The sequence below is a fragment of the Bacillota bacterium genome (genome assembly GCA_029961055.1).
Classification (GTDB): Bacteria; Bacillota; Sulfobacillia; order JAIMAT01; family JAIMAT01; genus JAIMAT01.
Genome location: JASBVM010000047.1, coordinates 1 through 17918, shown reverse-complemented (window position 1 = coordinate 17918; position 17918 = coordinate 1). Strand labels below are relative to the sequence as shown.

Below are 17918 nucleotides of genomic sequence, written 5' to 3'. Positions count from 1 at the left end.
AACGATCCGAGATAGCGGCTCACGCCGCCCTTCCCAGCCATCATGCCTCGGCCCACTCCTCCGCGAAGGCCTCGGCCTGCTTGAGCACGGTGTCCGTCGCCTTCTCCTGCTTGTCCGGCGGGTAGCCGTGCCTCCGCAGGATCCGCTTCACCAGCACCCGGAGGTGGGCGCGCACGTCCTCCCGTACGGTCCAGTCGATAGACGCGTTCTGCCGCACGCTTTCGACGAGCTCCCGGGCGATGGTGCGCAGCGTCTCGTCGCCGAGAACCTTCACCGCGCTGTCGTTCGTCTCCAGGGCGTCGTAGAAGGCCAGTTCCTCGTCGGAGAGCCCGAGCGACTCGCCGCGCTGGTCGGCCTCGCGCATCTGCTTGGCGAGCGCGATCAGCTCCTCGATAACCTGCACCGCCTCGACGGCGCGGTTATGGTATCGGCGGATCGCCTGCTCCAGCATCTCCGCGAAGGAGCGCGCCTGCACGATGTTCCTGCGTCTGCGCGCGGAGATCTCCCCCTCGAGGAGCTTCCGCAGCACCTCCACCGCGAGGTTCTTCTGGGGCATGCCGCGCACCTCGGCCAGGAACTCGTCCGACAGGATCGAGATGTCGGGCTTCTTCAGGCCCGCGGCCTCGAACAGGTCCATGACACCCTCCGGCGCGACGGCCCGGGAGACGATCTGCCGGATCGCGTGGTCGAGCTCCTCCTCCGGCTTGGCCTCGCCGGCGGAGCGCTTCACCAGGGCCGCCCGGACGGCCTGGAAGAAGGCCACGTCGTCCCGGATCCGCAGGGCCTCCTCGTGGGGAACGGCCAGCGCGAAGGCCTTCGAGAGGTTGGACACGGCGTCCAGGAGGCGCTCCTTGCCGTCATGCTGCGCCAGGATGTGCTCTTGGGCGGGGGGCAGCAAGGCGATGCGACCTTGATACCCTCCGGTCTTCCACTGGGACCAGTCGAAGCCGTGGAACAGGTCGGAGCAGACCTCGTAGTGCTTGAGCATCGCGGCCACGGCCTCTTCTTGGTCGATCGCGGCCCGCCCCTTGCCGCCGCTCTCGGTGTAGGTCGCCAGCGCTTCCTTCAGCTCGTGCGCCAGCCCGAGGTAGTCCACCACCAGGCCGCCGGGCTTGTCCCGGAACACCCGGTTGACGCGCGCGATGGCCTGCATGAGCCCGTGCCCGCGCAGCGGCTTGTCGACGTACATCGTGTGAAGGCTTGGCGCATCGAAGCCCGTGAGCCACATATCCCGGACGATGACCATCTTGAAGGGGTCATTCGGGTCGCGGAACCGGTTGGCGAGCAACTCCCGCCTCTGCTTGTTGCGGATGTGAGGCTGCCAGTCCAGCGGGTCCGACGCCGAGCCCGTCATGACCACCTTGACGACGCCTTTGTCGTCGTCGTCGCTATGCCACTCGGGGCGGAGCCGCACGATCTCGCGGTAGAGGTCCACGCAGATCCGGCGGCTCATGCACACGACCATCGCCTTGCCGTCGAGAGCCTCGAGCCGCCGCTCGAAGTGCTCCACGACGTCCTCGGCAATGAGCCGGATCCGCCTCTCGGCCCCCACGACGGCCTCGAGCTGCGCCCACTTGCTCTTGAGCCTCTCCTTGCGCTCGACCTCCTCGCCCTCCGTGACGTCCTCGAAGTCGGGGTCGATCCGCGGGCGCTCCGCCTCGTCCAGCTCCAGCTTCGCCAGCCGGCTCTCGTAGTAGATGGGGACCGTTACCCCGTCCTCGACGGCCCGCTGGATGTCATAGATAGGCGAGATGTAATCGCCGAAGACTTGGCGGGTGTTCCTGTCGGCCTTCTCGATAGGCGTTCCGGTGAAGCCGATGAACGAGGCGTTCGGCAGGGCGTCGCGCATGTGCTTCGCAAAGCCGTCGATGAAGTCGTACTGGCTCCGGTGGGCCTCGTCGGCGATGACCACGATATTGCGCCGCCGGGACAGGACGGGGTGGCTGGCGTCCTTCTCGTCCGGGAAGAACTTCTGGATGGTGGTGAAGACGACCCCGCCCGCCTCCCGGTCAAGAAGCCGCCGCAAGTCCACCCGGGACTCCGCCTGCACCGGGTCCTGGCGCAGCAGCTCCCGGCACCGCGAGAACACGCCGAAGAGCTGCCCGTCGAGGTCGTTCCTGTCCGTGATCACGACGATCGTGGGGTTCCGCAACTCGGGGTGACGGATGATCCGACCGGCGTAGAAGACCATCGTCAGGCTCTTGCCGGAGCCTTGCGTGTGCCACACCACGCCGATGCGCCTGTCACCGGGGGCACCGCCCTGGCGGCCCCCCCTCGCGGGACCGCGCTCCTGCTCCGCCGCCGCGCGCAGCGTCTCCTCCACCGCCGCGTTGACCGCATGGAACTGGTGGTAGCCCGCCATCACCTTGGTGAGGTTGCCGCCGCCCCGGTCCTCGAACACGATGAAATCCCGAATAATCTGCAGGAACCGCCGCTTGTCGAAGACCCCGCGGAGCGCGACCTCGAGCTCGGTCAGGCTGGCGTCGGCCACATCCTCCCCGCTGATTACCCGCCAACGCATGAAGCGGTCCCGGTCCGCGGTGAGGGACCCGATGCGCGCCTGGAGGCCATCGGAGATGACCAGCGCCTCGTTGTAGGTGAAGAGGGACGGGACGTCTTCCTTGTACGTCTGGATCTGGTGGTAGGCGGTCCAGACGGTGGCCTGCTCATCGGCGGGGTTCTTGAGCTCCACCACGGCCAGAGGCAGGCCGTTGACGAACAGCACAACGTCCGCCCGGTGCGGCCTCTTCTCCTTCACCGCGAACTGGTTGACGGCCAGCCAGTCGTTCGCCTCGGGGCGCTCGAAGTCCAGCACCCGCGCTTGGGCGCCGCGGATCCCGCCGTCATCCGCACGGTACTCGACCGTCACGCCGTCCACGAGCATGCGGTGCGCAGCGCGGTTGCGGGCTTCCAGGGTGGCGCCCTCTGGCCGTGTGAGCTTACGGAACGCGTCTTCCAGCGCCTCGGGGGACAACTCGGGATTCAGCCGCTTGAGAGTTGCGCGAACCCGCTGCTCCAGCACGACCCGGTCGTAGTCGGGCCGTTCCCCGCCCGGCGCGCCCGGCGCGATTTCGGGGCCGTGCTGGACCTGCCAGCCGAGGCTCTCCAGCCACTCGAGCGCGGCCTCTTCCAAGTCGGACTCCGCGATACCCGATCTCATGGGTCCACCTTCCGATCGGTTTGCCAGCGGCCCCGCCAGGCCGCCCACACCGCTTCCACGTCTAAACCATCCGCCAGGGCCTTTCTGATCTTTTCGATCGCCCGCCGCGAGTACTGCTTGTGCACGCTCCTGCCGATCCTGATCTCCTTGTAGCAATCGGGATCATCCCGGATACCAAGGTGCCCCACGACCGCCACCAGCTTCGGCGCCGTCAGGCCGACCTTCTCGGCGAGCTGTCTGGCCCCGAGGTTGTAGAAATCGAGGTCGTTCACCCGCTTCACGGCCACGACGGACGCTCCTGGGGTGCCCTCGGGAACAAGCTGGATAGGGACGCCATCCTTCTTCGACAGGCGCAACGACAGCGCGGGTCCGCCACCGTCGGGAGTAATCTCGACCGCCGCAACCCCTGGGAAGACCTCGGTCCAGTGCTTCCCCGCGAGGAGCTCTCGGCCGATCCGGCGCAATTCACCATCGCTCGGTTGCGTCTTCTCCCCTCTCAGCGTCGAGTCCAGAATGGCCAGCGGCCGGAGCCTGGCCCGCGCCTCGACGTGCCGCCTTCGTCCGGGGCCGAGCAGCTTTTTAATCTCCTCCACCTCAAAGTCAAAGAGCGTCACGAGATCCGTGGGCGGCGCCGTCGAGACCGGCAGGACGCGCGTCGGCAGGTAGAATGTCAGCTCCTGCCCGAACGCGCTCTTGAGCAGGTCTCGAAAGAGAGTGACCCCCGACTGCACGTGCATGTACAGCTGCCCCTCTGAGACGTCCAGCAAATGATGCTGCGCCGCGTCCCGCAGCCCGTTGATCGTCTGGAGGACGAGCACCTGCTCCTCTGACAGAAACCTAACCTTGCCATCGCTCAACCCGATTCGCACGCTCTTGTCAAACCCGATGGTCTCCCTGCTGCGTCGCTCCCTGATCCGCCCGCCACGATGGAGGATTGCCGCCTTGAGCAGCATCTCGAAGGCGTGATCCAGCAAGATGAGGACCGCGCTGACCCTGCCCCGATCCTGCGGCCGGTTGAACAGTTCCACGCTCAGCAGCAGCGAGTCGGTTGCCTTCTCCAGCAGGCGCTTCGCCTCCCGTCTCATCCCACGGCGCTCCCGATGAACCGCTCAGCATCTCTTAACCTGAGCTCGCCTGAGATGAGCTTAGGTAGCAGCGCGTCGCGCAACCTGGCCAGGGTCCGAGACTCGAGCCGCAGGGTAAGTACGCGCTCTAGCATTGGAGCAATGACGCGATCTGCCGCGGCCATCACGTCCGCGCTAGCGACCACCACTTGTGCACTTGCCAAGTGATGGCGCTGGATGTGGCCCATAGTCGTTGCCTTATCAGCCGCAATGGAGCGGAATTCTGGAAGATGTTCGTGTATCCAGAAATAATAGAACCACTTAGGGTACTTGTTGGACGTCACCTTGAACAGATGTTGGTTGAGAGCACCCTTGCCCCCAGCCCACACGATGCACTCGAGAGAACCGGACCACGAGAAGAGCACGTCACCATCATCGACAATGTACTCTACCGGCACATCTGCACTACACCGATCGGCCCCGTCGGTATCTCCCTTCCGAAGCTGGGCAATCTTGATCACAGGCAAGGCCGGTCCCGTCCCGGGACGGTACTGCTGGAGGGCCAAGCCGTTGAGGAACTGGGCGATCTCGTTGAGCCCTTCCACACGCCAGCCTTCCGGGATCGCCCCAAGCTCGGAGTCTGCGAATCCTTCAGGGAACAGGTCGTATAAGTGCTGCGGCAGACCAGGCAGCGACTCGCCCCTCCGCCATCGCCCTTCCATCTTCGCACGGACCGGCTCGAAGTCCACGAACCACGCCTTGAAGATCGCCCGCGCCATGGCCTCCAGCGTCTCGCTCATCCGACGGTTGAGGTCGATCTTCTCATCCAGCGTCGAAAGGACACGTACAGTGGCGCGCCGAGTTGCGCGGTCCGGCGGGTAGGGAATTGGTATCCGGTTTAGGTTGGCTTGTGACAACTTAGGCTGCACGGATCCGGTCACGAACGGGCGTACCGGTACTGTAGATAGTGCATAGTAGATATACTTGGTGTCCTCGTCGTCAACACCCCGGAGGACATGCGCATGGTTGTTGACCCAAAACTTGCCCTGCACTAGTTGGATGAAAGGTGCTCCGTCCTCTCTTTCCACGGAGCCGTCCTCAGCGACAAGCAGATGCAAGCCATCAAACAAATAGCCGTCGATATGGTCCATGACGCCCGTGGCCCCGTAATACGGATACGGTCCTCGCCGTTGTGCCCGGACCCGACTGGACAATGGTATCCGTCTCGAATCCAGGTTCTCGACGAGTTCCCCGAGCTGGCGAGCCGGGTATTCAGTCCTCATATCCCAGCTCCTCCAGGCTCCTAGCGATCATGTCGTCGAGCCGGCGCGCCTCGGCCTGCTGCGCGCGTAACTGGGCCGCCAAGCGCCTGATCTTCACGTCGACTGCTTCGGAGTCATCCTCCAGCGCCTCTGTGCCGACGTAACGCCCGGGTGTCAGCACATACGCGTTCTGCCTGATTTCATCTCGTGTGGCACTCTTACAGAAGCCAGGGGCATCTTGGTACTCGCTCGCCCCTGGCTCGCCCCTCCAAGCGTGGTAGGTGCGAGCGATGTCCGCGATCTCCTCGTCGGTGAGCTCGCGGTGGGTGCGATCCACCATCACGCCCATCCTGCGGGCGTCGATGAAGAGCACCTGGCCCCGTCGGTCGCGGAACCTGTGGTTCCTCTTGTCCCGCGCGATGAACCAGAGGCAGGCCGGGATCTGCGTCGAGTAGAAGAGCTTGTCGGGAAGCGCCACGATGCAGTCCACCAGGTCGGCCTCGACGATGTTCTTCCGGATCTCGCCCTCGCCGGACTGGTTCGATGACAGCGAGCCGTTGGCCAGGACGAAGCCCGCCACTCCCGTCGGGGCGAGGTGGTGGATGATGTGCTGGACCCAGGCGAAGTTGGCGTTGCCCACCGGCGGCACGCCGAACTTCCAGCGCTTGTCCTCGCGCAGCCGCTCCCCGCTCCAGTCGCTCACGTTGAAGGGCGGATTGGCCAGGATGAAGTCGGCCTTCAGGTCGGGGAAGCGGTCGTTGTGGAAGCTGTCGCCCTGCTCGATCTTGCCGTCGATGCCGCGGATGGCCAGGTTCATCTTGCACAGGCGCCAAGTGGTGTAGTTCGACTCCTGGCCGTAGACGCTGATCTGCGACCGGGCGCGGCCGCCGTTCCCGTTGCCGTTGGCGTGAGCCTCGATGAAGCGGACCGACTGGACGAACATCCCGCCCGAACCGCAGCAGGGGTCGTAGACCCGCCCCCGGTAGGGCTCGATCATCTCCACGAGCAACCGCACCACGGATGCCGGGGTGAAGAACTCGCCGCCCTTCTTGCCCTCGGCGCTCGCGAACCTGGAGAGGAAATACTCGTACACCCGTCCGAGCACGTCCTTTGCCCGCGCCTCGCCGTCGCCGACCCTGATGTTGCTTACGAGGTCCACGAGCTGGCCGAGCCGCTGCTTGTCAAGAGCCGGACGGGCGTACTCCTTGGGCAGCACGCCCCTCAGCGCCGGGTTGGCGCGCTCGACGGCGGCCATGGCCTCGTCCACCACCTCGCCGACGCTGGGCTGCCTGGCGGCGGCCCTGATGCGCGCCCACCGCGCCTCGGTCGGCACCCAGAAGACGTTTACCGCGCGGTACTCGTCCGGGTCCTCGGGGTCGGCGCCCTGCGCCCTCTCCGCCTCGAGCTTGGCGCGCTGCTCCTCGAATGCGTCCGAGACGTACTTGAGGAAGAGAAGGCCCAGCACGACGTGCTTGTACTCGGCCGCGTCCATGCTGCCGCGCAGGGCATCGGCCATCTGCCACAGCTCCGCCTCATAGCCGACGTTCGCCGTCGTGGCGTTCGAGCTAGCCGTGTTCTTCCTGGTCCTTGGCATGGCCCACCTCGCAGCCTCGCTTCACGTGGAGAGATCCCTCTCATGGCATCCCCACGGGCCGGGACATAGTGGCCGGGATCTCCTTCGTCAATTTGACATCATTCGCCAACTCACTGGCGGGACCTCCAAGACTGTTCGCCCCACCGTCCTAGCAGACGCCGGCTGGCCGCTAAGGATCGGCGGAGATACTGCCACGAGTTGCAGCCTGCCTTTCCCGCCAACGACACCGGAGCCGCAGAGCCAACGTCACGCGCCCGCCCGGCTACGCGCCCCGTGGCAGGCCGTTCCACCAGCATGGGCTCGTTGCCTGAGACTACCAGGGCATTACCCATGATCCTTCTGCCGTGACCGAGATCCGGTGCAGGGAGGCGGAGAACGCCATGGAAATCAAGAGCATCGACGTGGAGGAGGAGCGCTGAATGGCCGCCGGCTTGGTGGAGCGGTGGGTCAGGGCGCGCCGGGCGCTGACCGAGGCGGAGGACTCCGGCGACTGGGACAGGGCCGAGCGCGACGCGGCGGCGGCCCGCCGCGAGCTGGCCGCCCTCGAGGCCCGCATGACCGACGAGGAGAGGCGGGAGGCCCGGCGGCGTTTCGATGCGTGGTTCAGGGGCTACCTCGCCGACGATGTGGCCTGGCCTGGCCTTGACTTGCATTCCCCTTAGAGGATTCTTGTATGGACTGGCAGGTTGCTAACGTCATCGTGAACGGCTTTGTCGCCATGGCCAACTTTGCGATGGCGATGTACACAATGAGGTCGGCGGCTGCCGCCAGAGCTGGTGTCCAGGCCGCCCAAAATGGCATCAAGGCCCAGATCCGACCGCTGGTGACCTTCGACAAGCGCGGCAAGCCCATTGCAACACAGTCGGCTGTGGGCGGCGCACCGTCCTCCCGCTGGTATCACTTCGCAATCCGCAACGCGGGGCATGGGCCAGCCATCTTGGGCACCAACTTCTTTTGCGACCCTGACCTGAGCGTGTTGCAGCAAGCTGCTGTGGGGCGCGCACCATTCCCGCCGCCCGACGACGAGAGGGTTGCTGATCTCCAGAATGCCGGTCGTCTCCCGAACATCTTGGCCCCCGGCGACGAGCTCGAGATCAAGGTACTTCTCGGCTATCAGGCCGACAAAAAGCCGATGGAAAACCCGTGGTCGTTCTATGTACGGTACTCGGACATAGACGGGAACAGGTACGTCGCGCGCGTGACGATCGCCACCGACTCCGGAGACGTTCTTGGCATCGAGACCAAAGAAGGAGAATGCCCCTGAAAGTGACCGGGGCGTTCGTGCCTTGCGCCGCCTTCCCCGCCCCGGTCGGCCCGCCCTCCGTGCCGCTCATTCCTCCCCTTTCTCCTCGCCCGGCCCCTCCCCCAGCAGCCCCAGCACCTCTTCCGGTACTCCGTCCGGGTGCGACGGGGGGGGCCGCCCGGCCCTCCAGCGGAACGGACGAACGCCGTCCCCTCACCTCTCGGCCCCACCGCCGGCCCCGTCTGGCGCCGGCTCGTAATCCAGGATGGTCGTGAGCATGAGATCTGGGAAGTGCTCCCGGACCCACGGCGCGCGCTCGTCCGCGAACTCCGGCCGGATCCGCACGCCGAGCTGGCCATCCCAAGGGATCAGCGTGTGATGCGGGTCCGACGCCGAATGGAAGCGGAAAACCAACTCATCGGTCGTCTCAAGCAGGAAGTCGATCAGCACGGAGCGCGGCCAAGCGTACACAGACGCGGCCGCGCCGGACAACCGCATCCGATCCCCCTCGACCGTCACCTCCGCGAGATCGCCCGCTTGCGCCGCATCGACCAAGGCGTCGCTGACGGCGTGCCAGTCCCCGACCGGACTGGCGAGCGCCGACAACACCGCCTGGGTCGCCTTGATCGCCACCTGCTGGTTTCTCCGGCCATCGGTCAGGTCCCACAAAAGGTCCTCGTACAGCCGATCCACAGCGCGGTCCGGCCTCACAAGCTCGAACATCTTGAACGCGGTCCGTGAATAGGCGGGTGCGCGTTTCCTCCCCCGCTCCACGTCGGCGATGAAGATCTCAGTGCACTCGAACCTGCGGGCGGCGGCGCGGAGCGACAGCCCCTCGCGCTCCCGCCACCTTCGCAGCAGCACCCCATACCTCCTAGCCACGTCGATCATCCTCCCAACCGCTCCGGTTGACAGCCGCGTCGGGCTGTGCTCCACTATGAACCGGAGGAGTTGCCAGCTATGACGGTACTATATCTCCTCCCGCGCTGTCGACCACAGCGCGACACACCTCCGGGGGAGGAGTGCGCCCACATGCGGGTGGTGGTCTATGACCCTGGCGGTCGGCTGGTCTCGACTTGCACTCCGGGCCGCGCACGCCGGGCGGTGCGCCGGGGCCGGGCGGTCTGGCGCGGCGCCGGGGCCATCGTCCTGTTGACGCCGATCACGGATGCCGAGACCAAGGAGCGGGCCGCCGAGGACCCGCGCACGGCGCGGGCGCTGCGCGACGCCGTGGCCGCCAGGGTCCGCCGTCTGCGGGAGGTGGAGGGGGCGTTGGCCCTGGTCGGCGCGCGGCCGGCGGCGGCCGTGGCGGAGGCCGCGGGCCTGCCCTGGCCCGGTCCGGCGGAGCTGTGGAAGTGGGGCGAGGCCGACTGGGCGGCGTGGGGCGCGGCGCTCCTGGCCGCGCTCGACGATGAGCTCCGGGCGGCGGTAGAGCGGCTGATGGCCGCGCCGCTGGCGCGCAAGCGCCACCGGACGCGGACGCCCTGGAGGACGTCCGAGGGGCGGACCGCCCGGGCAGCCGCCGCTGGAGGGGGGGAGGTGACGAAGCGTGGACCAGGAAAAGGCAGCGCCCGCCGTCGGCTCGGCGGGCGGGGCTGCGGACCTTGACAGCAAGATTGTACGTCAGCCCGACGCCGGCGGTCAACCCGCCGGCCGGGCGGCGCCGCCCGCGGAACTGCTCGCGCGGATCCGGGAGCTGGCCGCCCGGTCCGGCGGCGGAGACGGCGCCCGGGGCGGGCGCGGACGGGGCGGGCGCGGCAAGCGGGGCCGGGCCGACAGCGGCGCGGGCGAGGACGGGGGCGCCGCCCAAGCCGCCGCCGGCGGGGGCGGTGGCGGCCGGCCGGAAGTCTGCGTCGACGACCTCGCCGCGGCCTACCGGGTCGCGATGAGCCTGATCGCCGCCGACGCGGCCTCGGACAAGCCCACCCTGTGGGAGCGCGCCGGCGAGCTGGTGACCGTTGGCGAGGAGACCGACCCGGCTGGCGGCGAGCGGGCGCCGCGCATCGTGCCGATGACGCCGGCCACCGTGGAGGTCTGGCTGGCCGAACGCGCGGACTGGTTGCGGCTCACCCGGGACGGGGCGCGGCGCGCGAGCCCGCCGCGCGTGCTGGCCGAGGCCGTGGTGGCGGCGCCGACCAAGCCCGCCGCGCCGCTGAAGTACGTCTCGCGCGTGCCCGTCGTGGCGGCGGACGGCATCCACGCCGAGCCCGGCTACCAGCCCGCCACCGGCGTCTATTACTGGCCGCACCCCAGGCTGGCCGGCGCCGACCTGCGCGTGGACCCCGAGCCGTCGGACGGCGCCGTGCGGCGGGCGTTGGAGCTGCTGCTCGGCGAGTACCTGGGCGACTTCCCGTTCGTGGACCAAGCGAGCCGCGCCAACGCCCTCGGGCTGCTCCTCGAGCCGGTCTGCCGGCCGCTGTTCCGCCCGCCGTCGCCGCTCTGGGCGATCGACGCCCCGCAGGCGGGGTCGGGCAAGTCGCTCCTCGCCCAAGCCCTCCTCCTGCCGGGCGTCGGGCAGGTCGTACCCGTGCGATCTTTGCCCGAGGACGAGACCGAGGCGGGCAAGACGCTCCTGGCCCTGCTGCTCGGCGGCCAGCGCGCGGTCGTATGGGACAACGCCAACGGCGCCACGGTCAGGGGCGACGCGCTCGAGGCCGTTCTTACGGCGCCGGCGTACGAGGGGCGGCTCCTCGGGCAGTCCCGGACCGCCCGGGCGCCCAACCTGACGACCTGGATCATCACAGGGAACAACATCCAGTACGGCGGGACGATGGCCCGCCGCGTCGTCCCCATCCGGATCGACCCCCGCGTCGAGGAGCCGTGGACGAGGACCGGGTTCCGGCACCCGCGGCTCCTCGAGTGGGCCGAGGAGCGCCTGGCGGAGCTGGTCCGCGCGGCGCTCACCCTGGTCCAGGCGTGGATCGCGGCCGGGCGGCCGGAGGATCCGTCGCCTGCGATGACGATGGGCTCCTACGAGTCCTGGCAGGCCGCGATCGGCGGGATCCTGCGCGTCGCCGGCGTCAAGGGATTCCTGGGGAATCGTGACGAGCTCATCCGGTCGGCCGACCCCGAGGCCGACGAGTGGCGCGCCCTGGTCGAGGCGTGGTGGGAGGAGCACGCCGACGAGCCGGTCGGCGCCAGGGAGGTCGCCAGGATCGCGGCGGAGCGCGGGCTCCTCGGCCGGGTGATCCGCCACGACGACTACGCGAGCCCGGCGGCGGCGTCCAGGATGGGCTACGCGCTGCGCCGCGTCGCCGGGCGCGTGATCGGCGGGAGGATGATCGTCCGGGAGCGCGACGGCCACGCCGGATCGGCCGTCTTCAGGCTCGTGGGGGCCGCGCCCGCGGCAGAGGTCGCCGCCGGGGCTGCCGTCGCGGACGACGTGGATCTCTTCTGAGTCGCGGCCGGGTCGGGATCGGCGCGGGAGGTCCGCGGGAGGTTGCGGGAGGTTGCGGGAGGTCGGGATCTCGACCTCCCGCGGCCCAAACCGGCTTGGGACGCGGGATTGCGGGCACGTGCGGGAGGTTGCGGGAGGTTTTCCTGATCCTTCGCACACACGCGCGCGCCCGCGCGTGTGTATAGGGTCCGAAAAACCTCCCGCAACCTCCCGCAGCGGCCCCGAAAGCCTTGAGCGGCGCGGCTTTCGGCTGCGGGAGGTCTGCCGCGGACCTCCCGCGGACCTCCCGCGGACCTCCCGCAGGTGCCCGATCCCACGCGCCCCTGGTTCGGGTGTGGCGCGGCGCCTAAAACCCTTGCGGATCAATGCTTCCGGCGATCGGTGGGAGGAAAGGGCCGAAAACCGGCCCGATTTGAGGGCGCCGTCCCTACGCCGAAAAGCGCCGTGCGCGCGTGTTTGACCTTCTCTTGCCTTAATTCCCGAAAGCCTTGCGGCTCTAGGCGTCCCGGCTTCGCCGCCTTTGGCGCGACCGGCGGTGCGCTGGTTTTGCCCTTTTCTGACCTTAATTCCCGAAACCCGCTTGGCTCTAGGGGTTCCTGCTTCTGCCGTGATGCGGGCGTTCCGGCGCTGTCGATGGTGGGAGAAGGAGGGCGATCGATGGACGAATTTGGAAATCCACTCGGTTCCGGCGCGGCCCCCGCCGTGTGGGCGGCCGCCGTCCGCTCGAGTCCGCCCCGCGACCTGCGGGTCTTCGCCAGGGCCGCGGGGCGCCCGCCGTGGATGGCGGCGCGGATCTACTACGGCGCCGGGCTGCACCCGATCCCGGTGTGCGCGCCGGACCCGGCCGGTCCGTCGGGCTGCACGGCCGGGTGGCACGACCACCGCGGCGCCAAGGCCCACAGCGTGGGCAAGGCGCCGGTTGTGAGGGCGGGCGGGCTCCTGCGCCAGATGGAGTGGGACGGCGCGCCGGCGTGGACGCTGCGGTGGTCCGCGTGGCGCGAGGCCAACGTGGCGATCGCGCTGAGGCCGAGCGGCCTGGCGGTGGTGGACCTCGACTCGCGGGAGGCGGTGGAGGAGGCGGAGGCGCTGGGGCTGCCGCCCGGCCCCGTCGTGCGGCGCGGCGACCACGTGCACCGCTACTACCTGCTCCCTCCCGGCGCCCCCGCCACCAGGGCGACGCGCCGCGGGCGCACCGCCAAGATCGACATTCTGAGCGCCGGCTACACGGTCGCGCCGCCGAGCGTCCACGCGTCGGGCGAGCGGTACGAGCTCGCGCTGGACGCGCCGCTCTCCCCGCTGCCTGGTTGGGCGGTGGCGTTCCTAGAGGAGCCCGAGGCCAGGAGGGCGATGGGCCCCGCGCCCGGCCTGGGGGCGGCGGCGGCCGAGGGCGCGCCGCGGGGCGAGGGGCTGCTGGAGGAGCTGCGCCGGTACGGCGTGGCGGAGTGGTGCGTCCGGCGGATCGTGGAGGGCGACGCGCGGCCGGATGGCGCGCGGGACAGGTCGGGGACGGACTGGGCGGTGACGCGCCACCTGGTCGAGCGGGGCGTGCCGGAGCGCCTGATCGCCGCCGTATATCTGACGCCCGGCTGGGGGATAGCGGCCAAGTTCCGCGAGCGGCGCGATCCCTGGAAGTACCTGGGCGACATGCTCGCCAAGCACCGGGCCGCCGTCCCGCCATTTCCCGAGCCCGACTGGGCCGCCCTGGCCGAGTTCCTGGACGGGGCCGAGGCGGCGGGCGGGCTGCCGCCCGAGCTCGCGCGCGCGTTCGACCCGGAGACGACCGCCCCGGGCCGCAGGCGGCGGGCGGCGGCTCTGATGCTCCGCGCCGGGGCCCCGCCGGGGCTGGTCATGGCGCTGCTCGGCGCGGCCGCCCTGGGCGACGACGCCGCCATGAAGGCCGATTGGCGGGCGGCCGCGTGGGTGGCCGAGCATTGGGACGAGGGCGGGGAGCGGGCGGGGTGATCCCCGCCCGCCCGTCATGGACGGCGCGGACGCACGACTCAGAGGGGAGGTGGCTCCGATGAAGGGCGCGATGGGGGCGGCCGCGCGCGATCCGGGGGGCGGCGGCGAGCGCTACCTCCGGGTGCGCGATGTGGCGCGGATGCTGGATCTGTCGGAGATGACCGTGTACCGGCTCGTGTGGTCGGGCCGGCTGGCGGCGGTTCGGGTGCCTGGGATGCGGGCCCTGCGCATCCCAGCGAGCGCCGTGTTGGCGATGCTCGATGGCGCCGCCGGCGGGGGCGCGGCTGAATAGGCGACGAGAGATTGATTCGAGGGGGCGGTGTCGATGCTGGTCGCGGCGGACGTGGGTTACGGTTTCACGAAGGCCGCCGCCCAAGACGGGCGGCGGCTCATGTTTCCCTCGGCGGTGGCGGCGGCGGCCGGAAGTGGCGAGCTCGCCGCCGCGCTTGGCGCGCGGCTGTCGGAGCATGTCGTCCAGATCCAAGGGCTGGACGGTGACAGCCGCCGGTATCTGGTTGGCGAGGCAGCCGTCCGGGCAGGCGCGAGCCGGACTTGGAGCGACGCGAGTTCGCGGCGTGACTACGCGGTGCTAGTGCTGACGGCGGCCTACCTGCTTGGGGCGGACGGGCAGGCGGGCCTGATGGTCGGCCTCCCCCTCTCCGCCTACATCCGGCGAGCCGAGCGGAGGGCGCTCCGCGACGCGCTGGCGGGCCACGGTGCCTGGGTCAGTGTGGACGGGCAGGACGCCCGCTACGTCGAGTTCACGGGCGTGACGGTGGCGCCGCAAGCGTTGACGGCCTACCTGACCGCGCTGCGGACCGACCCCGGCCTGGCCGGGGCGGAAGTGGGCGTGATCGACATCGGCTACCGGACGACGGACCTCTCGCTCCTCGTCCCCGGCGCCGACGGGGCCGCCGTACCGGACGAGGGGCGCTCGGGCTCGCTCGACGTGGGCTACCACGCCGTGGTGGACAGCGTGCGCCGAGCGGTGGCCGAGCGGGCCGCCGCCCTGGAGGTCCCGGAGCGCCACGTGGAGCACGGCGCGTAAGCCCGTTCCGGGCCGTAACCCGCGATGGAGGCGAGGCGATTGAACACGCTCCAAGCCGTCCTCCTGGGCCTCCTCCAGGGCGTGACGGAGCTCTTTCCGGTCTCGAGCCTGGGCCACCTGGTCCTCCTCCCCACCCTGGCCGGCTGGCGGATCGACCAGGCGGCCCCAAGTTTCCTGCCCTTCGCGGTGATGCTCCACCTGGGGACGGCCGCGGCGCTCCTCGCCTTCTACTGGCGGACCTGGGTCGAGGTGGTCCGGGGCTTCTTCCGCAGCCTGGGCCGGCGGAGCCTGGGGCGGCCCGAGACCGATCCGGCCGCCCGGCTCGCCTGGCTGGTGGTGGTGGGCGTCGTTCCCACGGGTCTCCTGGGTCTCCTCCTGGAAAAGCCGGTGGCCCGCCTCTTCGCCTCGCCCCGGCTGGCGGCGCTCTTCCTCCTCCTGAACGGCGGCGTGCTGGCGCTGGGCGAGCTGCTCTACGCCCGCCGCCCGGGGCGGGCACGCGGCGCGGACGGTGGCCTCTCGGGCGGCGCGCTCCGGCCGGTCGGCCCCCGGGCGGCGGAGGCGGGCGATCGGCCTGCGCTCTCCCAGGGCGCGGGAGCCCTCAGTACCCGCCTGCCCGACGCCGAGATGGCGATCGACCGGCTCGGCCTGCGCGAGGCGCTCTGGGTGGGCGTGACGCAGGCGCTGGCTCTCCTGCCCGGCTTCTCGCGGGAGGGTGTGACGATGACGGCAGGGTTGGGGGCGGGGCTCTCCAGGCTGACGGCGGCCACCTACTCCTACCTGCTCAGCGCGCCGCTGATCCTGGCGGCCGGGTTGCTGGAGGTCCCCAAGCTCCTGCGCGTACACGGCGCCTTGGGCACGGCCGTGCTGGGGGGCCTCGTGGCCGGCGTCGCCGCCTACGCCAGCGTCCGCTGGCTCTCGCGCTACTTCCGGACGGGCACGCTCTGGCCGTTCGCGGTCTACTCCGCCGCGGCCGGGCTGGTCTCGCTTCTGTTGCTTGTCCTGCGCGGCTGAAGAGCCCGGCGCGTCCTCCGGGCGGGGGGCGGAAACCGCCCGCTCGCCACGCCGGAGCACGGGAGCGTACTTGTTTTCCGGGTTCCGGACGGATCTCCGCGGAGCGCCGGACAGGCGAACGTTCAGCCAGGCGGAGGCAAAGCCGTCCCCTCTCCCGCCGCCGCGCGAAAAGAGCGGGAGCCGGTCCGCACGAGTGCCGCCTCTCCCCGGGGCGCAACCTAGCCCGGGGTGGCGAGAGCGATGGCGGAAGCGGGCGGGTTCAAGAGGCTGCCGGCATGGACGCGACCGGGCCGGGGCGACGTGGACGGCTTCGTCATCGAGCTCGGGTTCAACGTGGCGCAGGCCGCGATCCCCGTCTTCCTTCTGGTGGAGATGGGCTTCCCGCGCTCGCTGGCCGTGGGCCGGATGCTGCCGGGGAGCGCGCTCGGCTTCGCCCTGGGCGCGCTGGCCATGCTGGGCATGGCGCTGAAGCTCGGCGCGCGCGAGAGGCGGAACGACGTGACGGCTCAGGTCTACGGGAGCAACGTGCCGGCCATGATCGCCTACACGCTCTCCATCATGCTGCCGGTCTACCGCACAAGCCACGACCCGCTTCTCGCCTGGGCCATGGGTGCCGCCGCCACCGTCTGGACCGGGCTGCTCAAGCTGGTGGCCGCGCCCTTCGGCCGCCTCCTCCGCCGCGGGATCCCGCGGCCGGCGGTGATGACGGTCTTCGGGGCGGGCATGTACACCTACCTGGGCATGGTCCTGCTGATCCGGCTCTTCGACCAGCCCGTCGTCGGCCTGGTGGCGCTGGCCCTGGTCTTCGTCGGCCTCTACGCCGACCTGCCCTTCACCCGCTGGCGGATCCCGGGCTTCCTGGTGGTCTGGTGGATCCCGCTGGTCCTCGCCGTGGCGGTGGGCTACCACCGGCCGGTCTGGCAGGGCCTCCACCCCACCGCGCCCTGGATCGTCTCCCCCGCTCCCCTGGAGGCGCTCTTCCGCGTCCTCCCGTACTTCTCGGTCATCCTGCCCGTGGCGCTCTACCAGATTGTCCAGGACGTGGCAGCCGTCGAGGCCTCGGACACCACCGGCGACCGCTACGACGTCCGCTGGGCGCTGGCGGCCGACGGGGCGGCCAACGTGGTGGGGGGCCTGGCCGGTTCGCCCGTCACCAACCTGATCTACTCGCTTCAGCCGCCCTTCAAAAAGCTGGGAGCCCGCACCGCCTTCCAGCTCTGGACGCCCGTCGTCTACCTGGCGCTGACCGTGGCCGGTCTCGGCTGGTTCGGCTCCGAACTCTTCCCCTGGCCGATCCTGGCCGCCATCACCGCCTGGGTGGCGGTGGAGGTGGGCAACACCGCCCTCGGCGCCATGGACAGGAAGTACTACCCCGCCCTCCTCTTCGGGCTCCTGGTCCCGGCCGGCTACCTGGTCACCTCGCCGCTCAGCTCGGCGCTGACCGCTCTCCACATCGACCCGGAGGCACCCCACGTCCGCGCGGTCCTGGAGAAGGCGGTCTACTGGCGGGCGGCCGGGGGGCTGGCGGACGGCTTCCTCCTCATCGTGCTGGTGACGGCGGCCGTGATCACCGAGCTGATCGACCGCCGCTTCGACGCCGCCGGCGCCTGGGCGGTGCTGGGCTCGGTCTTCGCCTGGTTCGGCGTGATGCACGCGCCCCGGGTCGGATGGGGAGCGGCGCCTTCCTACGCCTCGGGATGGTTGCTGGCCGCGTTGCTCTTCGCGGGTGCCCACCTGTACACGGGGAGGAAGCCGGGGGGAGCGCCGCGCTCCTCGAGTGGGGCCGCGGCCGCGACCGCCAAGCGGGGGGAGCGCCCCTGAGCCTGGCCGCGCGTCCTGCGGGGCCGGCAGTCCCTGCGCCCGGCCTGCCGGCCCGTGAGACCCCTGCCTGACTTCCCCCCGACGGCCGCCAGGCGGCGGACCCGCCTACTCGAGCCCCTCCGCGCCCTCCAACCGGCGCACCAACCTGTCCAGGAAGGCTGCCGCGGGCGCTCCGTCGACGGCGCGGTGGTCGAAGGTGAGCGACAGGTGAAGGACCGGCCGCGCCTCGATGCGGCCATCGTCGAAGGCCCGCGCCTCGGGCGCGATCCGCCCCGCCCCCAAGGTCGCGATCTGCGGCGCGTTCAGGATGGGCGTGAACCCGTCCACCCGGTACATGCCCAGGTTGGTCAGGGTGA

At 70.1% G+C, this 17918-nt stretch carries 15 protein-coding genes; 9 read left to right on the top strand and 6 right to left on the bottom strand.

Annotated features, from left to right (window positions below; all coding sequences use genetic code 11):
* Nucleotides 1-40: 40 nt before the first annotated feature.
* Genes QJR14_09555 through QJR14_09540 form a run of 4 tightly spaced genes read right to left on the bottom strand, consistent with a single transcriptional unit; the run spans nt 41 to nt 7080 of the window.
* The gene (locus QJR14_09555) at nt 41-3160 is read right to left on the bottom strand and encodes a type I restriction endonuclease subunit R (protein ID MDI3317843.1); all 3120 of its coding nucleotides are present in this window, start codon (nt 3158-3160) and stop codon (nt 41-43) included.
* Nucleotides 3157-4245 (bottom strand): hypothetical protein, encoded by a 1089-nt coding sequence (locus QJR14_09550; GenBank protein MDI3317842.1) that lies wholly within the window; start codon nt 4243-4245, stop codon nt 3157-3159. Before QJR14_09550 ends, QJR14_09555 begins: the two co-directional genes overlap by 4 nt.
* Nucleotides 4242-5507 (bottom strand): restriction endonuclease subunit S, encoded by a 1266-nt coding sequence (locus tag QJR14_09545; GenBank protein ID MDI3317841.1) that lies wholly within the window; start codon nt 5505-5507, stop codon nt 4242-4244. Before QJR14_09545 ends, QJR14_09550 begins: the two co-directional genes overlap by 4 nt.
* Complete coding sequence (locus QJR14_09540; protein ID MDI3317840.1) at nt 5497-7080, bottom strand: class I SAM-dependent DNA methyltransferase; 1584 nt, start codon at nt 7078-7080, stop codon at nt 5497-5499. The genes QJR14_09545 and QJR14_09540 overlap by 11 nt, the downstream gene beginning before the upstream one ends.
* A gap of 419 nt (nt 7081-7499) precedes the next feature.
* On the opposite strand from QJR14_09540, the gene QJR14_09535 reads away from it, so the two are divergent.
* Together QJR14_09535 and QJR14_09530 are read left to right on the top strand one after the other, a co-directional pair.
* Nucleotides 7500-7742 (top strand): hypothetical protein, encoded by a 243-nt coding sequence (locus QJR14_09535; protein ID MDI3317839.1) that lies wholly within the window; start codon nt 7500-7502, stop codon nt 7740-7742.
* 11 nt (nt 7743-7753) lie between these two features.
* Complete coding sequence (locus QJR14_09530; protein ID MDI3317838.1) at nt 7754-8344, top strand: hypothetical protein; 591 nt, start codon at nt 7754-7756, stop codon at nt 8342-8344.
* Nucleotides 8345-8536: 192 nt separating this feature from the next.
* Here the strand turns inward: QJR14_09530 and QJR14_09525 are convergent, their stop codons facing one another.
* Nucleotides 8537-9214 (bottom strand): helix-turn-helix transcriptional regulator, encoded by a 678-nt coding sequence (locus QJR14_09525; GenBank protein MDI3317837.1) that lies wholly within the window; start codon nt 9212-9214, stop codon nt 8537-8539.
* A 141-nt stretch (nt 9215-9355) separates the two neighbouring features.
* On the opposite strand from QJR14_09525, the gene QJR14_09520 reads away from it, so the two are divergent.
* From QJR14_09520 to QJR14_09490, 7 genes are all read left to right on the top strand, one after another.
* Complete coding sequence (locus QJR14_09520; protein ID MDI3317836.1) at nt 9356-9931, top strand: hypothetical protein; 576 nt, start codon at nt 9356-9358, stop codon at nt 9929-9931.
* Nucleotides 9873-11720: a hypothetical protein gene (locus QJR14_09515; GenBank protein ID MDI3317835.1), complete on the top strand. Its 1848-nt coding sequence runs from the start codon at nt 9873-9875 to the stop codon at nt 11718-11720. The genes QJR14_09520 and QJR14_09515 overlap by 59 nt, the downstream gene beginning before the upstream one ends.
* 657 nt (nt 11721-12377) lie before the next feature.
* Nucleotides 12378-13682, top strand: coding sequence for a bifunctional DNA primase/polymerase (locus tag QJR14_09510; GenBank protein MDI3317834.1), 1305 nt, complete (start codon nt 12378-12380; stop codon nt 13680-13682).
* 58 nt (nt 13683-13740) lie between these two features.
* Entirely contained in the window at nt 13741-13974 is a 234-nt protein-coding gene (locus tag QJR14_09505; protein ID MDI3317833.1) for a helix-turn-helix domain-containing protein, read from the top strand.
* 33 nt (nt 13975-14007) lie between these two features.
* The gene (locus QJR14_09500) at nt 14008-14730 is read left to right on the top strand and encodes a ParM/StbA family protein (GenBank protein ID MDI3317832.1); all 723 of its coding nucleotides are present in this window, start codon (nt 14008-14010) and stop codon (nt 14728-14730) included.
* 39 nt (nt 14731-14769) lie between these two features.
* Nucleotides 14770-15741, top strand: coding sequence for an undecaprenyl-diphosphate phosphatase (locus tag QJR14_09495; GenBank protein ID MDI3317831.1), 972 nt, complete (start codon nt 14770-14772; stop codon nt 15739-15741).
* Nucleotides 15742-15981: 240 nt separating this feature from the next.
* Complete coding sequence (locus QJR14_09490; protein MDI3317830.1) at nt 15982-17562, top strand: hypothetical protein; 1581 nt, start codon at nt 15982-15984, stop codon at nt 17560-17562.
* 105 nt (nt 17563-17667) lie between these two features.
* On the opposite strand, the gene QJR14_09485 is transcribed toward QJR14_09490, so the two are convergent.
* A partial coding sequence (locus tag QJR14_09485) for a 2-oxo acid dehydrogenase subunit E2 (protein ID MDI3317829.1) occupies nt 17668-17918 on the bottom strand: 251 nt, incomplete at its 5' end.

Bases quoted from the DNA above. Each gene is read 5' to 3' on its own strand.
- QJR14_09505 (MDI3317833.1), top strand. From the start codon at position 13,741: ATGAAGGGCGCGATGGGGGCGGCCGCGCGCGATCCGGGGGGCGGCGGC.
- QJR14_09510 (MDI3317834.1), top strand. From the start codon at position 12,378: ATGGACGAATTTGGAAATCCACTCGGTTCCGGCGCGGCCCCCGCCGTG.
- QJR14_09490 (MDI3317830.1), top strand. From the start codon at position 15,982: ATGGCGGAAGCGGGCGGGTTCAAGAGGCTGCCGGCATGGACGCGACCG.
- QJR14_09520 (MDI3317836.1), top strand. From the start codon at position 9,356: ATGCGGGTGGTGGTCTATGACCCTGGCGGTCGGCTGGTCTCGACTTGC.
- QJR14_09535 (MDI3317839.1), top strand. From the start codon at position 7,500: ATGGCCGCCGGCTTGGTGGAGCGGTGGGTCAGGGCGCGCCGGGCGCTG.
- QJR14_09530 (MDI3317838.1), top strand. From the start codon at position 7,754: ATGGACTGGCAGGTTGCTAACGTCATCGTGAACGGCTTTGTCGCCATG.
- QJR14_09525 (MDI3317837.1), bottom strand. From the start codon at position 9,214: ATGATCGACGTGGCTAGGAGGTATGGGGTGCTGCTGCGAAGGTGGCGG.
- QJR14_09500 (MDI3317832.1), top strand. From the start codon at position 14,008: ATGCTGGTCGCGGCGGACGTGGGTTACGGTTTCACGAAGGCCGCCGCC.
- QJR14_09540 (MDI3317840.1), bottom strand. From the start codon at position 7,080: ATGCCAAGGACCAGGAAGAACACGGCTAGCTCGAACGCCACGACGGCG.
- QJR14_09550 (MDI3317842.1), bottom strand. From the start codon at position 4,245: ATGAGACGGGAGGCGAAGCGCCTGCTGGAGAAGGCAACCGACTCGCTG.
- QJR14_09555 (MDI3317843.1), bottom strand. From the start codon at position 3,160: ATGAGATCGGGTATCGCGGAGTCCGACTTGGAAGAGGCCGCGCTCGAG.
- QJR14_09545 (MDI3317841.1), bottom strand. From the start codon at position 5,507: ATGAGGACTGAATACCCGGCTCGCCAGCTCGGGGAACTCGTCGAGAAC.